This window comes from Paeniglutamicibacter sulfureus, assembly GCF_030512175.1.
In the GTDB taxonomy this organism is placed as follows: Bacteria; Actinomycetota; Actinomycetes; order Actinomycetales; family Micrococcaceae; genus Paeniglutamicibacter; species Paeniglutamicibacter sulfureus.
Map to the genome: position 1 here is coordinate 2143506 of NZ_JAULBL010000002.1, position 15048 is coordinate 2158553.

General features: G+C 63.8%; 11 protein-coding genes. 3 read left to right on the forward strand and 8 right to left on the reverse strand.

The features are described from left to right. Window positions 1-165: 165 nt before the first annotated feature. Window positions 166-1812: an ABC-F family ATP-binding cassette domain-containing protein gene (locus tag Q2T94_RS16510; protein ID WP_302265800.1), complete on the reverse strand. Its 1647-nt coding sequence runs from the start codon at window positions 1810-1812 to the stop codon at window positions 166-168. A gap of 418 nt (window positions 1813-2230) precedes the next feature. On the opposite strand from Q2T94_RS16510, the gene Q2T94_RS16515 reads away from it, so the two are divergent. Next, complete coding sequence (locus tag Q2T94_RS16515; protein ID WP_302265801.1) at window positions 2231-2596, forward strand: SPW repeat domain-containing protein; 366 nt, start codon at window positions 2231-2233, stop codon at window positions 2594-2596. An 89-nt stretch (window positions 2597-2685) separates the two neighbouring features. After that, window positions 2686-3198 (forward strand): GNAT family N-acetyltransferase, encoded by a 513-nt coding sequence (locus tag Q2T94_RS16520; RefSeq protein ID WP_302265803.1) that lies wholly within the window; start codon window positions 2686-2688, stop codon window positions 3196-3198. 106 nt (window positions 3199-3304) lie between these two features. Here Q2T94_RS16520 and Q2T94_RS16525 read toward each other — a convergent pair whose 3' ends face one another. Both Q2T94_RS16525 and Q2T94_RS16530 read right to left on the reverse strand, forming a co-directional pair. Then, window positions 3305-3757 carry a MarR family winged helix-turn-helix transcriptional regulator gene (locus Q2T94_RS16525; protein WP_302265805.1) on the reverse strand — a complete coding sequence of 151 codons (453 nt, stop codon included), beginning with the start codon at window positions 3755-3757 and terminating at the stop codon, window positions 3305-3307. Then, window positions 3750-4853: an LLM class flavin-dependent oxidoreductase gene (locus Q2T94_RS16530; protein ID WP_302265807.1), complete on the reverse strand. Its 1104-nt coding sequence runs from the start codon at window positions 4851-4853 to the stop codon at window positions 3750-3752. The genes Q2T94_RS16525 and Q2T94_RS16530 overlap by 8 nt, the downstream gene beginning before the upstream one ends. 157 nt (window positions 4854-5010) lie before the next feature. Between Q2T94_RS16530 and Q2T94_RS16535 the strand changes: the two genes are divergently transcribed. Beyond that, window positions 5011-6510, forward strand: coding sequence for an MFS transporter (locus Q2T94_RS16535; RefSeq protein WP_302265808.1), 1500 nt, complete (start codon window positions 5011-5013; stop codon window positions 6508-6510). 313 nt (window positions 6511-6823) lie between these two features. Here Q2T94_RS16535 and Q2T94_RS16540 read toward each other — a convergent pair whose 3' ends face one another. The 5 genes from Q2T94_RS16540 to Q2T94_RS16560 form a co-directional block, all read right to left on the reverse strand. Then, on the reverse strand, window positions 6824-7276 hold the full coding sequence (locus tag Q2T94_RS16540; protein ID WP_264269369.1) for a pyridoxamine 5'-phosphate oxidase family protein: 453 nt from the start codon (window positions 7274-7276) through the stop codon (window positions 6824-6826). A gap of 139 nt (window positions 7277-7415) precedes the next feature. Beyond that, window positions 7416-10790, reverse strand: coding sequence for an efflux RND transporter permease subunit (locus tag Q2T94_RS16545; protein WP_302265809.1), 3375 nt, complete (start codon window positions 10788-10790; stop codon window positions 7416-7418). Between the two features lie 1185 nt (window positions 10791-11975). Next, a complete protein-coding gene (locus Q2T94_RS16550; RefSeq protein WP_302265811.1) occupies window positions 11976-13058 on the reverse strand; it encodes a carboxylate-amine ligase in 1083 nt (360 codons plus the stop codon). A 100-nt stretch (window positions 13059-13158) separates the two neighbouring features. Beyond that, a complete protein-coding gene (locus Q2T94_RS16555) occupies window positions 13159-13998 on the reverse strand; it encodes an IS3 family transposase (protein ID WP_255257244.1) in 840 nt (279 codons plus the stop codon). Between the two features lie 11 nt (window positions 13999-14009). Beyond that, on the reverse strand, window positions 14010-14501 hold the full coding sequence (locus Q2T94_RS16560) for a helix-turn-helix domain-containing protein (RefSeq protein ID WP_255257245.1): 492 nt from the start codon (window positions 14499-14501) through the stop codon (window positions 14010-14012). Window positions 14502-15048 lie beyond the last annotated feature (547 nt).

Sequence of the window (15048 nt, forward strand, 5' to 3'; positions counted from 1 at the left end):
CGACGTACCGTCCAGTAGGTTGGCACACGTTACGTGCAACCATTTCAGCATGTCCCGAACATGTCCCCTTTAGCAATGAATGGTCACCGTCCACGGGTTCGCCTAGCGCAGAATCCATGGCGGACGTTGGGAATAGCTCGATACCGGGCCCACGCCGACCGGGCGTCAGGAGTTGATCCCCAGGCGCACCTTTCCGGCCTCGACGTGCCAGCGTGCATCCAGGCGGACGTTGTCCAACAGGCGGCGGTCGTGGGTCACCAGCAGCAACGCACCCTCGTAGGATTCCAGTGCCTCCTCGAGTTGCTCGATGGCCGGCAGGTCAAGGTGGTTGGTGGGTTCGTCCAGCACCAGCAGGTTCACCCCGCGTGCCTGCAGCAGGGCCAGGCCCGCCCGCGTCCGCTCACCCGGGGACAGATCTCGGACCAGGGATGCGGTTTGGTGGGCCTTGAGGCCGAACTTGGCCAGCAGGGTGCGTGCCTCGGCCGGGTTCATCTGGGGAACCGCAAGTTCAAATCCGTCGCCCAAGGCGGTGCCCTCGTCCAGGTAACTGCGTGCCTGGTCGATCTCGCCGATGGCCACCGAGGACCCCAATGTGGCCGATCCGGAATCCGGCGCCAGGTGCCCCAGCAGTAGTTTCAGCAGGGTGGACTTCCCGGCCCCGTTGGGACCGGTGATGCCAATCCGGTCCCCGGCGTTGACCTGCGCTGAAACGGGTCCAAAGGTGAAGTCGCCGCGGGTGATGGAGACTTCGTTGAGTGTGGAGACCACGGTGGAGGAACGCGGGGCGGCGGCGATCTCGAATTGCAGCACCCATTCCTTGCGTGGCTCGGCTACTTCGTCGAGGCGCTTGATGCGCGATTCCATCTGGCGGACCTTCTGCGCCTGCTTCTCAGAGGACTCGTTGGATGCCTTCCGGCGCAGCTTGTCGTTGTCAGGGTTCTTCTTCATCGCGTTGCGCACGCCCTGGGAGGACCACTCGCGCTGGGTGCGGGCGCGGCCGACCAAGTCGGCTTTCTTTTCCGCGAACTCGTCGTAGGCCTCGCGGGCATGGCGACGGGCAATGGCACGTTCCTCCAGGTAAGAGTCGTAGCCGCCGTCGTACACGGCAACCTGGTTCTGTGCCAGGTCCAGCTCGACGATGCGGGTCACGCAGCGGGCAAGGAATTCGCGGTCGTGGGAAACCAGAACGACGCCGGTGCGCAGCGAAGAGACAAAGGATTCAAGGCGTTCGAGCCCGGCGAGGTCAAGGTCGTTGGTGGGTTCGTCAAGCAGCACCAGATCGAAGCGGGAAAGCAGCAGGGCCGCCAGCGCCACGCGGGCCACTTGTCCGCCGGAGAGTGCTGTCATGAGGGTGTCCGTGGGCAGGGTGAACCCAAGTTCCGCCAGCGTCGCCGGAGCCCGGTCCTCAAGATCCGCCGCGCCGCTGGCCATCCAGTGCTCGAAGGCGGCGGCGTACGCGTCATCGGCACCGGGTGCCCCGGAGCCCAGTGCCTCGGCGGTGGATTCCATGGCCTCGGTTGCCGCAGCACAGCCAGTGCGCCGGGCCAGGTAGGCCTCGATGGTTTCACCGTCGATGCGTTCGTGTTCCTGCGGCAACCAGCCGATGAACGCGCCGTCCGGTGCGCTGGAGACGGTTCCGCCCAGCGGAACGTCCACCCCGGCGAGCAATCGCAGCAGCGTGGATTTGCCGGCCCCGTTGGCACCCACCACCCCGATGACGTCCCCGGGGGAGACGGTGAAGCTGAGGGAAGAAAATAGCGTCCGGTTGGCATGGCCGCCGGCAAGGTCCTTGGCCACGAGTGTTGCAGTCATTGAACCAGTTTAGTTTCCCCGGACCCGTTGCCCGTCATCGGCCATCCGCGGTCAGGACTCAGCGCAGGTATTGCGAACGCATCCAGCCTGTTTGTTCCTTGTGGCTGGTCTGGATCCACGAACCCGACCACTTTACCGGTAGCTGCACCGTGGATCCCCTGGGCACCGTTTGATGATGCCTAAACGCAGCGAAGGACAGCGACGCGGGTTGGAGATTGCCCCCATGCGACCCCACTGACCGTGACTTTGGACCCTACCCTCGCGCGGGAGCTGCGGGCAGGATGAGATGACAACCGAAGGGGCAATGTGCCAGGCAAGTGGGGGCCCGTTGAACCGTCGGTGCCCGCACGGGCAACCTTCGCGATTCCGGAGAAGCCGTGGATCGGGGGATGGACGTAAGACAAAGGAGATCTAGACCATGAAGCGATGGACTGCATGGCAAAATTGGGTCGCCGTGGCCGCTGGCCTTTACACGGTCTTGGCCATGACCTGGACTACGGAAGTGGGACAGTCTGCCGCCTACATGCTGACCGGTGGTATCGCCTTGATCGTTCTCGGCGTTATCAACCTTGCTGCCCCCGGGATGCCGGCGGCCGAATGGGTTCAGCTGGTCGTGGCAGCGCTGGTTGTTGCATCGCCTTGGATGGGCAGCTTCGCCTCGGGCACGCCGATGGTGGCATGGCATACCTGGATTCCGGGTATTGTCGCTTTGGTCGCCTCGGCAATGGCGATCAAGCCGACGATGCGCCTGTACCACGAGCATCATCCGGTTGGCTCGCACTAGGAGATCAACCTTCAAAGGCCCGGTTCCCAACCGGGCCTTTCACTTGCGTCTTAGCGGATTTTGATTGCTTTTGGCCATAGGCTGGTGGCATGAGGCTTCGAAGCGAGAAACCGGCAGATCGGCAGGAGATCCGCAAGCTGACCGTGCGCGCATTCACCGACCCGGACGCCGCCCGGGAACCCGGGGAAGCGGCATTGCTGTCCGAACTCTATTCCTGCGAAGGGTACCTACCCGAATATTCCGTGGTGGCAGAAGTCGATGGCCACTTGGCAGGTCATGCGATCGCCACGCGCGGATGGCTCGACGGGGACATCCCGTTGCTGGGGCTTGGCCCGGTGTCGGTGGATCCCGGGGACCAAAAGCAGGGGGTCGGGACCGCACTCCTGAATGAGATCCGGGATCGCGCCGCCCAGCGCGGGGAACGCGCCATCATTTTGCTGGGCGAGCCGGAATACTACCGGCGCCTGGGGTACGTGCCGGCCATGCCCCATGGGATCATTCCCTCGGACCCGTCCTGGGGCGACTATTTCATGGTGTTGAACCTCTCGCCGATGCCACTGCCCAAGGGTAACTTCCGCTATGCGGAGCCGTTCGGGGTCTAACGTGGATCCGTCGGCCCGGCCCGGGCAGGCAAGAGGCCACGGGTGCCAAGGAAGATGGATTCCTTGGCACCCGTGGCCTGTGGATTGTCCGGTGTGGACCTAGTGGCTACGGCGCTTCCACATGTTGGCGCAATTTGGTGGCCAGTTGCTGCAGCGTCGCAAATTCCTCGTCGGTGAGCGCGGTGCCAATGAGGTCGTGGATGCCCTTGACGTGTTCGCGGCCCATCGCCTTCTGCAGCCGGGCACCTTCCTCGGTCAAGGAAATGAGGACAGCCCGCTGGTCGGTGGGATCCGACTGGCGCGAGACCAGGCCCTTGGCTTCCAGCCTGTCAGCCATGCGGCTGAGACTCGGCTGGGAAATCAACAGGTGCTGGTTCAAGTCCGAAAGCCGGCTGGTACCGGAGGAACACCTGGAGAGATTGAAGAGCACATCGTATTCACGGGTGCTGAGCTCCTTGAACTCCGGGAGTTTCTGGATCTCGCGCATCACCGTGACCTGTGCCCGGAATACTGCTTCCCAGGCGGCGGACGCGGAACGAAGCGAGGCCTGGCTAGACATTGGCTTTCCCGGCGGCCAGCTTGGCGTCGCGGGCCTCAACGCGGTTCGCGTGGGTCGGTGCCTCGGGGTGGTCGGCCGGCTTGCGGCCTTCAAGTTCCTTGCGAAGCGTGGGCAACACTTCTTCGCCGAAGAGGTCGAGCTGCTCCAGGACGGTCTTGACCGGCAGGCCGGCGTGGTCGACCAGGAACAGCTGGCGGTGGTAGTTGCCGAATGCCTCCTGGAACGTCAGGGTCTTTTCGATCATTTCCTGCGGCGAGCCCACGGTGAGCGGGGTCTGGTCGGTGAAGTCCTCCATCGAGGGGCCGTGGCCGTAGACCGGGGCGTTGTTGAAGTAGGGACGGAATTCATTCTTGGCATCCTGGGAATTCTTGCGGATGAAGAACTGCCCGCCAAGGCCCACCATGGCCTGGTCCGCGCGGCCGTGGCCGTAGTGCTCGTAGCGCTCGCGGTAGAGGTTGATCAGCTGGATGTAGTGTTCCTTGGGCCAGAAGATGTTGTTCGCAAAGAAACCGTCGCCATAGTAGGCCGCGATTTCGGCGACCTGCGGGGTGCGGATCGATCCGTGCCAGACGAAGGGGGCCACGTCGTCGAGCGGGCGCGGGGTTGAGGTGAAGTTCTGCAGCGGGGCGCGGAACTTGCCTTCCCAGTTCACCGTGTCTTCGTCCCACAGACGGCGCAGCAGGTTGTAGTTCTCGATCGTCAGGTTCACCGAGTCCTGCATGTTCTTGCCGAACCAGGGGTAGACCGGGGCGGTGTTGCCGCGTCCGAGCACCAGGTCCACGCGGCCGTCGGCGAGGTGCTGCAGCATCGCGAAGTCCTCGGCGATCTTCACCGGATCGTTCGTGGTGATCAACGTCGTGGCAGTGGAGAGAATGATCTTCTCGGTCTGCGCCGCGATGTAGGCCAAAGTGGTGGTGGGGGACGAGGAGAAGAACGGGCGGTTGTGGTGCTCGCCGATGGCGACGACGTCCATGCCGACCTCTTCGGTCTTCTTGGCAATGGCAACGATGTCCTTGATGCGCTGGGCCTCGCTCGGCGTTTTGCCGGTGGTGGGATCGCGGGTGATGTCACTGACTGAGAAAATACCGAACTGCATGATGCCTCCTGTTGGGCTGGGTGGACTTCGCTCTGGTAACCAGTATGCCAGATTTATATGCGTTTGCATGGAATAGCGAGAATCGTCACCAAATAATTCCCCGGGGCTCATGTGGCGTCACTCACGTCTCGCTTCGGCTTCGCGGTAGGCTCCGGCCATGGACACGCCTCTATCGATCAACCAGGACCCTGCCCGGCGGGATCCGGTGCGCTGGAACTCGGTGGCCGGGATCGTCGGGTTCCTGGCCATTGTGGAACTCACCAGCGGGATCCTGCAGGGCTACTACACCCCGCTCATGACCGACATAGCCCGCCATCTGGGAATCCACGATGCGGATGTGAATTGGTTCGAGGCCGCCCAGCTCATGGTCAGCGCGCTGGCGGTCCCGCTGTTGGCATCCCTCGGTGACATCTTCGGGCACAAGAAGATGCTCCTGCTCTCGGCCGTGGTCACCGCGCTGGCGTCATGGGCAGTGGTGTTTTCCGGATCCTTCACCACCTTCCTGGTCTCGTGGGCATTGCAGGGGGTTTATGCGGTGTGGCTGCCGCTGGAAATAGCCATCGTCTTTTCACGCGCCCGGAAACTGGGCATCCCCGGCCCGATGACCCGTCGCGCGGCGGGGCTGCTGGTTGGGGCGCTCGAGGTCGGGGTGATTGCCGGTGCGTTGGCAGGCGGCGCGCTGATCGGGGTCTTCGGCGGCAGTGTTCCGCTGACCATGACGATCCCCGCCATCGCCACGACGATTTGCATCTTTGCCGTGGCCTTCGGGGTGCCCGATGACGGGGAGCGCAATGGGGCCAGGATTGACGCGGGGGATTCGGCTACCTGGCCATCGGCCTGCCTGCTGCTGCTCACCAGCGGACTGAGCTTCCTGCGGATCAACGGCGCCGGCAGCCCGTTGCCATGGGGATCGATGGTGCTGGGCCTGGCCGTGCTTTACGTGTTCTACCGCCACGAAAACAAGCAGGCCGATCCGCTGATAGATTTCAAGGTCCTCTTCGCCCGGTCGATGTGGCCGGTGCAGCTGACCGCAGGACTCTTTGGCGTCTCGGTCCTGGGGGCCCAGATTCCCATGAGCACCTTCGCCCGCACCGACCCGGCCGTCAATGGGTATGGCCTCGGGCTGGGCGCATCGGGCGTCTCGGTCATCATTGGGGCGTATGTGCTTTCGATGCTTGTGGGAGCGTTGCTGTTCCCGGTGGCTGCGCGACTTGTGGGTGCCAAGGCGACGCTGGTCTCGGCCAGCGCGCTCGTTGGCATCGGGTATCTGATGTTCCTGCCGTTGCATGCCTCTCTGGCCCAGGTGTTGGCCAACATGGTGGTTGCAGGCGTTGGTTCAGGGGCGTTGATCGCGGCTCTGCCGGCGGCGGCTGCGGCAGCCGCCCCCTATCACCGGACGGGCATGGCCACCGGGCTGACCAATGCGGTGAAGACCATTGGAGGTTCCTTCGCTTCGGCGGTCTTCGGGCTGGCCCTCATCGGCCAGGTGGCCGGGGCGGCATCGAACACGGCGGTGGAAAACACCGCTGCGCCATTGGCCGGATACATGATCGTTTGGGCCATCTGCGGCGGGACGGGGATCGTGTGCGCACTGGTGCTGTTCGCCGTGCCGCGAAATGCCCTCGAGGATACCGCACTGGCCGGGAAGCACCGGTAGGCGGGCGTGTGGGGGAGGAGTTCCCGTCGCGCGAGACGCACGGCATCCCCCGAGCGGATGTGGTGTGTGGGCGTCGGGACCCGCGCTTCAAGTTCTCGTGGGTTGCCGGCACGAACACCTTGCTCCTGGATTCCTTGGAGCGCGGTATAGGCCGGTAGAGCCACATTGAAGTCCTGAGGGGTCCCGACGTCTTCGACGATACTCCTTTTGACGTGCTTGTCCATCGTCACCGGCAGGGAATTTCATGGACATGCGCGGACCATCCCCGAGCGCCGCGAAGTCCGGTGAAAAGTACTGCCAGAAGTAGTAGGGCCTATCCGTGGCGCATGTGCTTCCACCAGGTCAGCGGATCGGCAACCTTGAACCGCCGCCCCGTCATCGAGCTGGGGATGACGCGCACGAACTGGTCCTTGGGCCCGGATTCCCAGGGGAAGAGCATGAGGTTGAAGGAATCCAGCGTTTCCTCGATGCCGCCGAAAAGTTCCGCCTTGCCCTGGACCATGACCGACCAGGCGACGCCGGTTTCCGGGTTCACCCCGTCCGCCTGAAAGGCAACGTGGGGCTGGGCACGCAAGGTGTCCAGCTTGGTTCCCGGCCCGGTGCGGAATACCACGGTGCCGTGGTCGACCGTGAAGTTGATCGGGAAGATCTGTGGCATGTCGCCGTGGCTCACGGCGAGATGGCCGAGGGAAACCGCTCGAAGCAGTTCCAGGCACTGGTTGGATTCGAGGGCCTCAACGTCCGTGTGTGTCTGTTCCTTTTCCATGACTTGAGCGTACGTGCGGTCGGACAAAGTGGCCAGAGGACCGTACCCGTTTTCCGGGCCAGTGTGGCCGCCGGAGTTCAAGGGGCCGGAATGATGCCGGCCCGATGGGCGGGGATGGCGCCCCGCACCCGGTTCGGACTCAGGAATCCCTTGGCTGATTCCTCAGCACGTCCTCGACTTCCTTGCGTTCCTTGCGGGTCAGCGGGATCATCCCGGTGGCCGGATTGATCAAGGTGCCCGAGGCTGCGGTGCCCGTGGCGCTGACCGGCGGTGGTACCGAGCCGTTGCCCGAGTTGCCCGCCCCGACGGATGCGCCATCGGCAAGCGGCGTGCGCCCGGCCGCTGCCATGGCAGTGATCAGCTCCCGCGTCGGTTCGGTCGGCGTGACAACAACCGAGGTTCCGGCCCGTGTGCCAGGTTCGGAGTGCCTGTCGATGCGGCGTTTGGCCGCCCGCTCCTTGGCGCCCTCCACCAGGTGGTAGAGCACCGGCACCAGGATCAGGGTCAGCGCGGTGGAGGAGAGAAGCCCGCCGATGACCACCACGGCCAGTGGCCTGGAAATGAATCCGCCGCCACCGGTCAGGCCCAGGGCCATCGGGACCAGCGCGAAGATCGTGGCCAGTGCCGTCATCAGGATCGGGCGCAGGCGCTGCCGGGCACCGTGGTGGATGGCGTCGGCAAGGTCCATGGCCGGGTGCCCGTCGCGCGGCTTGCGGTACTGGTTGATCAAGTCGATGAGCACGATCGCGTTGGTGACCACGATGCCCACCAGCATCAGCATGCCGATCAGGGACGGCAGGCCGAGCGGCACCTTGGTCAGCAGCAGCAAGCCGATGGCGCCGGTGGCGGCGAACGGGATGGAGACCAGCAGGATCAGCGGCTGGATGAGCGACTTGAAGGTCGCGACCATCACCACGTAGACGATGGCGATGGCCGCCAGCAGCGCCAGGTAGAGCTGGCCGAAGGACTCGGCCTGCTCGGTGGCCGCCCCGCCCAGTTCCGCGGTGGCTCCCGCGGGCAGGGTGAGCGACTCGAGGCGCTTGGCGACCTCGGCGGAAACCGCACCCAGATCGTTTTCCCCCGGGGTGACGGAGACCGTGGCAATGCGATCCCCGTTGGAGGAGGTGATGGTTGCAGGGGATTCGGAGCGCTCCACCGTCGCCACGTCGCCCAGTTTCAAGGTGCCGCCCGCGGCAGGCAGAACCAGGTTCCGCAGCTGGTCAAGATCGGTGAGCTCTGTTCCCTCGCCGATGAGCACCGGGTAGTCCGTGTAGCCAAGGCGCACGGTGCCCGCGGGGACGGGGGAGAGCGTCCCGGCGGCCAGCGCGCCGATCTGTTCCTCGGAGAGCCCGGCGGCGGCTGCCTCGGCCCTGTCGATGTCGATGGAGACCTGGGGGCGCGCCTCGGAGAGGTTGTCGCCCAGGTCTGTCGCGCCCTCGATTCCGGTCAGGGCCGCCACAGTGGCATGGGTTGCCTCGGTGAGCAGCTCCGGGGTGGGCGCGCCGACCTGGACGGTGATCGCGGAGGAGCCGCCCCGGCCGCCCTCGGCGGCGGAGATGGAGATCTCGGAGTCGCCGGCCAGGGGAGCCACCGCGGCGCGGGCGGCGGCTTGGATGGCTTCCTGGTCGGCGTCGGCATCGGTCATGACCGTGAAGCCGGCAGTGTCGGTAGCGCCGCCCTGGAACGCGGCGAAGCCGCCGGACGGGGAACCTGCCGTCAGCTGCACATCCACGACGCCATCGAGCCCGCGCAGCGCCTCCTCCACCGGCTCGGCCACCTTCATGGTGGTTTCCAGGGAAGAACCGGCCGGCAGCTTTTGGGTGACGGAGAAGGTGTTTTGCCCGGTGCCGCCCAGCAGGTTGGTGGGCACCAGCGGGATCAAGACGACGGTAAGTCCCAGCAGGAGAACGGAGGCCGTCAAGGTGATGACGGGGTGTTTCTGCGTCTTGCGCAGGATGGGGGAGTAGCCGCGCTGCAGCCAGGACTTCGCTTCCCTCTTTTCGGCGGCCGCCCTGGCCGCTGCGGCATCGGCTGCCCCTGGCCGGCTGTGGCCCAGGAACCAATAGGCCAGCACCGGGACAATCGTCAGGGAGACCAACAGCGAGGCCAGCAGGGCAATGGTCACGGTCAGCGCGAACGGTCGGAAGAGTTCCCCGGCCATGCCGCCGACCAGGGCCACGGGCAGGAACACTGCCACGGTCGTCAGCGTCGCGGCTGTCACCGCCGTGGCCACCTCGCGCACGGCGGTGAGGATGGCCTTGGATTTTTCCTCGCCATAGGCGAGGTGGCGCTTGATGTTTTCGATGACCACGATGGAGTCGTCCACCACGCGGCCAATGGAGATGGTCAACGCGCCCAGGGTGAGCATGTTCAGCGTGTAGCCGCCGGTGCGCAGGCCTATGAAGGTCACCAACAAGGACAGCGGGATGGAGATCGCAGTGACCAGGGTGGAGCGCACCGAAAGCAGGAAGATGAGGATGACCACGACGGCGAAGCCCAGTCCCAGCAGTCCCTCGACGGTGAGATCGTGGATGGATTGCTCGATGAAGGGGGCCTGGTCGAAGACCGTGGTGAACGTCGCGTCGGGCCCCAGCTGCGCGGCGAGCTCGGGCAGCAGCGCGGCGACTGCATGGGAAATGCCCACGGTGTCCCCGTCTGGCTTCTTGGTCACCGACACGGCCAGCGTCTCGATCCCGTTGGTGCGCGTGATCGAGGTGGCGGCGTCTTCTTGCATGCTGACATCAGCCAGCTCCGAAAGCTCGTGAACGCCACTGGCACCCCGCACCGGCAGCGACTTGACGGCGTCAAGGGAATCGATGGTGGAGCCGGAGGTGACGGGCAGGTCAAGGCCCTCTGTGTCCAGACGGCCCACCGGCATCAGTCCGGAGCCTTCCTCGATGACCTTTTTCAGGTCGTTGCCGTTGAGGCGTTCCGTGGCAAGCCTGGCGGTATCGGGAAGCACTGCGATGTGCTGGGAAGTGCCGCCGGAAACTTCTGCGGTACGTACGCCCTCCACCTTGGAGAGCTTGGGCAGCACCAGACGCTCGACGTCCGCGCGCAGGTCGTTCAGGTTTTCGCCCCCGGAAACCGCGAGATAGACGATGGGGAAGTCGGCGATGGAACCGGCAAAGGCCGAGGGTTCGACGTCTTCGGGAAGCGAGGACTTGGCATTGGAGATGGCCTTGTCGACCTGGGCGCGCGCCCGGTCCAGATCGGTTCCGTAGGCGAAGGACAGTGAGAGGGTCGTGAAGCCGGTTTGCGAGGTGGAGGAGGAGGATTCCAAGCCCTCCACTGCCTGGAGCGCGCCCTCGAGTGGTTGGGCCACCTGCCTGTCGATGACCTCCGGGGAAGCTCCAGGCTGGGATGCCAGCACCGAAATCCGCGGGAACTCGAGTGCGGGGATGAGCTCCTGCCTGAGCTGCCCCATGGTGATCACGCCAAACACCGCCACAAAGACCGTGATCAATGCGATGAGGGCGCGATTGCCCAGGGATAGTGCCGCCAGCCGGTGCATCTGCCATCCTAGAAAGTTTGTGTTGTTCGCTATTGCTCCGAGAACAACTCTAGTTGGCCTGCGGCGGTCGCGAATGCACCCAGAGGCGTACCTTGATTTCCGGGAAAAGCCACACGCCATCGCTGGGGCACTCATGGCGGAAAAGGTCTCCCTGGCACCGGAGTCCGGGACCTTTTCCTTCGCGGGGTGCAGGATCCCCCAATGTTATTCCCTGCACCCCTCGAAGGAGACTTTTGCGTGCGTATCCCGGAGGGATGCAGTGTGACGCTGTGCTGAAGATCCAGCGTATGAACACTATGTGGTGGAACCCAGTCGTCGAACGCACGTGCAACGACCTTGAGTGGAATGACTTTCCACGAGTGGATTGCCCATAGCTGCCCGTAATCGCCCCACCGGGCCCATGCCCGGGTAATTTCTAAGTGGTCGTGGCGCCACTATGTGAATCCTGAATCTTCTTTCTGGCTAGTTTCTATGCAGGAGACATTATCGAACGACGGACGCGGGGAACAGGAAACCGGAAAAATATTTGGCCGATTTGTTCGGGCTCCTGCACCGCGTGTTGGTAAAACCTCGATGCGCCTGGATATTGCCTGCCGGAAGCGCTGGCGCTGGCGCTTTCGACAGTCGTGATGTCGATACGGTGGACTGACCTCTGCGTCCCGTGCAACGATTGACGAACGGTCAAGCGAGTCGGGTCATGGTGCCAGGCTGCCAGTGGAATCCGCGAAGGGACGACTTTCTACTCCCACAGTCAGAGGAGAAAATATGTTCAAGCAGTTCGGCCAGGGAACGCCAGAATTCGGCGATCCCCAGGGCCTCACGCTTCCTCCGGAGCACGAGCCCGCGCCTGAGACCCCACCGGGCCCGCCGCCGGGTCCGGATCCGGAATACCCGGTACCAGGTCCCGACTTTCCGCCAGGGCCCCCGTCCCATCCCGATCCGGAACCCGGGCCCTATCCATCGCCTATTCCCGATCCTTCGCCGGACCCGTTCCCCTCGCCGAGCCCGGCCCCGGGGCCAGACCCCATGCCGCACCCCGACCCAACCACCAGGCCACCGTCGATGGATTAGTCGGTTTCACGAGAGAGGATGTTGTGCGGAGCGGCTTCGGTGAGATGCGGCACCGAAACGCATCCCGCCCTTCGCGGCCTGGGGCTTGCCCGTCTTCGAGGGGCGAGCCAGAACTCAGGCCGTAAGCGCGCTTGCCGCGTCATTGATGACCCGGTCGATTCCGCCCAGGGCCATGCTCTCTCGTTGTCGCCGGGCACCATTGCCGCGAGTCAGAAGTTGGTCCGTGGCGGCTTTCACGAACTCGAGGTCGCCGTTCTCATCCAGCGCATCGCGGATATGGCCGAGCAGGACTCGCACAATTTGATCGGACGGTACTCTATCGCCGGTCTCGGGGTGCAATTGGTTGCCCTCCAGGCCGTTCTTAGCCGCCTGCCAGAATGCGAGATCAAGCATCTCAGGATGTATTCCATCCTGCGGAACGGGTTCACGGATGATCGTCTCCACAAGTGCCCTGATGATCAACGCCAACGTCACCGACTCGTCGGCCTGCAATTGGGCATCGGAAATCCGGATTTCTATGGTCGGATAATGGTTTGAAAGGCGGGCCGCCCACCCGATATGGCCGGCATCAAGAACCACATCTGAACCAAGTATTTGTTCTAGCCGCTTGAAGTAGTCATCCGCTCCGGTGAAATAAGGCGGAATTCCCTGCACCGACCATTGACGGTAGTGGATACTCCTCCACGAGGCGAACCCCGAGTCTTGCCCGCGCCAGAACGGTGAATTTGCGCCGAGAGCCGCAAGCGCGGGCAACCATCTACGGATGCCGTTGAGGGCGTGCACCCCGGCCTCGGAATCCTGGATCGAGACGTGCACGTGCAGACCCGATACATATTGCTCGCTGCTGATGCCAGGCAGGTACCGGTGTATCTCCCTGTAGCGTTCGGTTGGGGCGATCCCGGCTGCGGATGCCCCGATCAGCGGGGCTGTGCCCAGGGAGACTGCAAGCAGATCGTGCCCCGATGCAGTCCTCGCAAGGCCTTGCCGGAAGCCACGGACAGAATCCAGGGCCTGCTGCGCGGAGGAGCAAACGGGCGTGGCCATTTCGATCTGGCAATCCAGGAGCTCGTGCTGTGAACTGCTCTCTCCCGCACGTAGGGACATGAGCGCCTCGCGGGCCTTCTCACTGGGAGCAGCGGGCAATCCGGTTTCGGGATCCATGAGAAAGAATTCCTCTTCGATGCCAAAGGTACTCATGGTGAACTCCTTACAGTAACCCGCAGCCGGAAGTCGAAGCCCCATGGCGAGGGAGCGGAATTGAACTGGTCCCCGAAAGTTGGACTCGGTAAGTAAAAGTCTACGCAGCCAGTGCCTGGGCCCGGTATTTCATCGGGCTCAGGCACTCGAGCGTTAACGAGATGCGGTCATAGTTGTACCAGTGGATGTAGTCGTCGAGCTCGGCGGTGAACGCCTCGACGCTGGTGTGTTCGTGGTGGTGGAACATCTCTTCCTTCAGGTGCCCGAAGAAGTTTTCCATCACGGCGTTGTCCAGGCAGTTGCCCTTGCGCGACATGGATTGGGTCATGCCGGCGTCGGCCAGCAGCCTCTGCCAGCTGGCGTGCTGGTACTGGAATCCCTGGTCCGAGTGCACCATCGGCGCCTCGCCCGCGGCCAGGGTCCCGATGGCCTCGCTAAGCGATTGGTTGGCGAAGGCCACGGTCGGGGACTGCGACACCGAGTAGGAAACGATCGAGCGGTCGAACAGGTCCAGCACCGGCGAAAGATAGACCTTCCTGTCGGCAATCTTGAATTCGGTCACGTCGGTCACCCACTTCAGGTTCGGTGCCTCGGTGTCGAACTGGCGCTTCAGCAGGTTTTCGGCGACCTTGCCGACAGTGCCCTTGTAGGAGGCATACCTTCGCTTGCTGCGGACCTTGCAGACCAGGCCCTCGGCGCGCATCAGCTTCAGCACGGTCTTCTTCGCCACCTGCCACCCGCCGCCGAGCAATTCGGCGTGGATGCGGCGGTGCCCGTACCGGCCCATGGCCTTGGTGAAGATCTCGTGGATCCGTGCGCGGAGCTCCGCGTGCCGGTCCGGTGCCTTGAGCGCGGCCTGGCGGTGGAAGAACGTGGAGCGGGGAAGCCCGGCAGCGGCCAGGAGCAGGGGCAAGGGGTGGGAGGCCTTGAGGGCGATCACCGCGCTGATTTTCAGCGCGGTGGTTGGTTCCTCAAGGCCCGAACTTTTTTTAGGTATGCATTCTCCGCCTGCAGCCGCTGGTTCTCGCGGCGCAGCTTCTCGAGTTCGGTGGGTCCACCCGCTTCGGCGCCGGAAGCGGTCTTGGGACGGCCCTTGGCCTTGGGACGCAGCCCGTCCTCGCCCTGTTCCCGGTAGGTCCTGACCCAGGTCCTGAGAAGGTTCGGGGAGCTGAGCCGGTGTCGTTGGGCAAGCTCCATCAGCGTCGCCTCGCCGTCGAGGAACTGGCGGACGACCGCGAGCTTGAACTCGAAGGAATACACCTGATTGGTCGGTTTGCTTTCCAACGCTGCCCTACCCCAAATCCTGAACCGTTTCTCGAGCCCACGAACGGCGTGTTCACCGGCGTTCAGTCTTGAGGATACCGCCTTATGCCCGATTCCCTGCTCGAAAAGATCGACGGCAGCCAGCCGCTGCTCGGCGGTCAATGAACTATTTTGACGCATGAAAAACTCCCCGAAAGTAAGGATCTGAATTATTCAGTCCAACTTTCGGGGAGCAGTTCAAATCGGGGTGGAACGGTGTGCCGCACTCGGCCGACATGCTTTCCGAGTTTTCGGGTCAAGGAGTGCGGTATCAATGGACGTTGTATGCGGAAGGAGGGATTGAATGCGGGATATTGACGTGCGAGCGTGCCGATTCGGTGCCCGGACAATGGGCGAACACGGGCTGCTCCCACGAGACACCCGTTCAAGTGCCACTGGGCTTGACCGTATTCTTTGCGAAGCCAGCCCCACGGGAAAATCGGTCTGTTGCGAACGGCTCCCTTGAACTTGCCTCACCCGCTTTCACGGCCAGCCGGTGGGCTGGTTCCTCGGTGCGGTGCGTGGATTTTCGGTCATGACGGAGGGTATCTTCCCGCACGTTGCCGGATTCCGGCTCGCCCGCTTGGGGAAAGGGCATTTGAACGCCACCATGCATTTATCTTTACACGGGCCCGGATGGGCGGCAATGCTGGGAACAGCCCCCGGGGGGAGGTTGCGGCCACATACA

What these genes read in the sequence shown, in the direction of transcription:
- Q2T94_RS16545 (WP_302265809.1), bottom strand. Translation starts at nt 10,790, where the DNA reads ATGCACCGGCTGGCGGCACTATCCCTGGGCAATCGCGCCCTCATCGCA.
- Q2T94_RS16515 (WP_302265801.1), top strand. Translation starts at nt 2,231, where the DNA reads ATGAAGCGATGGACTGCATGGCAAAATTGGGTCGCCGTGGCCGCTGGC.
- Q2T94_RS16525 (WP_302265805.1), bottom strand. Translation starts at nt 3,757, where the DNA reads ATGTCTAGCCAGGCCTCGCTTCGTTCCGCGTCCGCCGCCTGGGAAGCA.
- Q2T94_RS16535 (WP_302265808.1), top strand. Translation starts at nt 5,011, where the DNA reads ATGGACACGCCTCTATCGATCAACCAGGACCCTGCCCGGCGGGATCCG.
- Q2T94_RS16540 (WP_264269369.1), bottom strand. Translation starts at nt 7,276, where the DNA reads ATGGAAAAGGAACAGACACACACGGACGTTGAGGCCCTCGAATCCAAC.
- Q2T94_RS16530 (WP_302265807.1), bottom strand. Translation starts at nt 4,853, where the DNA reads ATGCAGTTCGGTATTTTCTCAGTCAGTGACATCACCCGCGATCCCACC.
- Q2T94_RS16560 (WP_255257245.1), bottom strand. Translation starts at nt 14,501, where the DNA reads ATGCGTCAAAATAGTTCATTGACCGCCGAGCAGCGGCTGGCTGCCGTC.
- Q2T94_RS16550 (WP_302265811.1), bottom strand. Translation starts at nt 13,058, where the DNA reads ATGAGTACCTTTGGCATCGAAGAGGAATTCTTTCTCATGGATCCCGAA.
- Q2T94_RS16520 (WP_302265803.1), top strand. Translation starts at nt 2,686, where the DNA reads ATGAGGCTTCGAAGCGAGAAACCGGCAGATCGGCAGGAGATCCGCAAG.
- Q2T94_RS16510 (WP_302265800.1), bottom strand. Translation starts at nt 1,812, where the DNA reads ATGACTGCAACACTCGTGGCCAAGGACCTTGCCGGCGGCCATGCCAAC.